This is a genomic window from Methylobacterium sp. B1 (genome assembly GCF_000333255.1).
In the GTDB taxonomy this organism is placed as follows: Bacteria; Pseudomonadota; Alphaproteobacteria; order Rhizobiales; family Beijerinckiaceae; genus Methylobacterium; species Methylobacterium fujisawaense.
The window spans coordinates 1-1419 of sequence record NZ_BACT01000169.1 but is presented as its reverse complement, the minus strand read 5'-3'; the positions used below and the strand labels follow the sequence as shown (position 1 = coordinate 1419).

The following is a 1419-nucleotide window of genomic DNA, read 5'->3' as shown; positions in this document are numbered from 1 at the left end:
CGCACCGGTACCCACAACGAGCCGATGATGGCCGTCGGTGGCAACCTGCAGCAAGGCGCAGCCCAACCCGCTGGTGCGGCATTCGGTGGCTTGAAGGCACCGGCGGTGTGGCGTCGCGAGTCGGCCTCCGACACCGTGCGCGCACTGGAAAAGAACGGTATGGAAACCTACGACATCCCGGCCTTCCTGCGCAAGCAGGCGGACTGATCCTGCTCTGCCAAGGCGGGTCTGCAGCTTCACAGCAGGCTGGCCGGTTCCAAGGCATACTAACGCCGCGCCTGGTGCGCGGCGTTTTTTTTATCTCCCCTATTCATATCCATATTCATACAACCAGACGAGGAAAGACCATGACCATCAAGATTGGCGAGCACCTGCCCGAAGGCACCCTGACCGAATTCATCGAGACCGAAACCGAAGGCTGCAGCCTGGGCCCCAATGCCTTCAAGGTGTCGGATCTGGTCAAGGGCAAGAAGATCGCGCTGTTCGCGCTGCCCGGCGCCTTTACCCCGACCTGTTCGGCCAAGCATGTGCCGGGCTATATCGCCTTGGCTGACCAGTTCAAGGCCAAGGGTGTGGATGAGATCTGGTGCATCTCGGTCAACGACGCCTTCGTCATGGGCGCCTGGGGCCGCGACCAGAAGGCCACCGGCATCGTGCGCATGTTCGGCGACGGCAGCGCCACCTTCACCAAGGCCCTGGGCATGGAATTCGACCTGACCGAGCGCAACATGGGCGTACGCTCGCAGCGTTACTCCATGCTGGTGGAAGACGGCGTGGTCAAGCAACTGAACCTGGAAGCTGCCGGCAAGTTCGAAGTCTCCAACGCAGAGACTCTGCTGGCCCAACTGGGCTGATCGCAGCCCTCCCGGCATGGTGGGCGCGGGTGGCATGGCGTTTTCCTGTATGGAAATGATTTATGCCGCATCACGCCCATCTGACGCAGTCCTGACGGCGCTTGCAGATGGGAACGATTTGCAACACCGCCGTGCGGGCCGGGGCGAGGGCAGGGCATCTTGGCTATAATGGCCGGATGTTGAAACAGCGCACAATCAAGAATCTGGTCAAGACCACTGGCGTGGGCCTGCACTCGGGCACCAAGGTCGAGCTCACCCTGCGTCCGGCCGCGCCCGATACCGGCATCATCTTCCGTCGTATCGATCTCGACCCGGTGGTCGAGCTGCCGATGATCGCCACCGGCGTGGGCGACACCCGCATGGCCTCGACCCTGACCAAGGATGGCGCCAAGGTATCCACCGTCGAACACCTGCTGTCGGCCTGTGCTGGCCTGGGCATCGACAACCTCTATATCGATCTGACCGCCGAAGAAATCCCCATCATGGATGGCTCGGCCTCGTCCTTCGTGTTCCTGCTGCAGCAGGCCGGCCTGCAGGAGCAGAACGCGCCCAAGAAATCATCCGC

3 protein-coding genes are annotated in these 1419 nt (G+C 62.1%); all 3 read left to right on the top strand.

What is annotated here, in order from left to right:
- The coding region (locus I53_RS04615) for a hypothetical protein (RefSeq protein ID WP_210161559.1) at positions 1–207 on the top strand (207 nt) is incomplete at its 5' end.
- Positions 208–347: 140 nt separating this feature from the next.
- On the top strand, positions 348–854 hold the full coding sequence (locus I53_RS04610; RefSeq protein ID WP_043347182.1) for a peroxiredoxin: 507 nt from the start codon (positions 348–350) through the stop codon (positions 852–854).
- Positions 855–1030: 176 nt separating this feature from the next.
- Positions 1031–1419 (top strand): UDP-3-O-acyl-N-acetylglucosamine deacetylase (locus I53_RS04605; protein WP_043347180.1); only part of this gene is annotated, 389 nt, incomplete at its 3' end.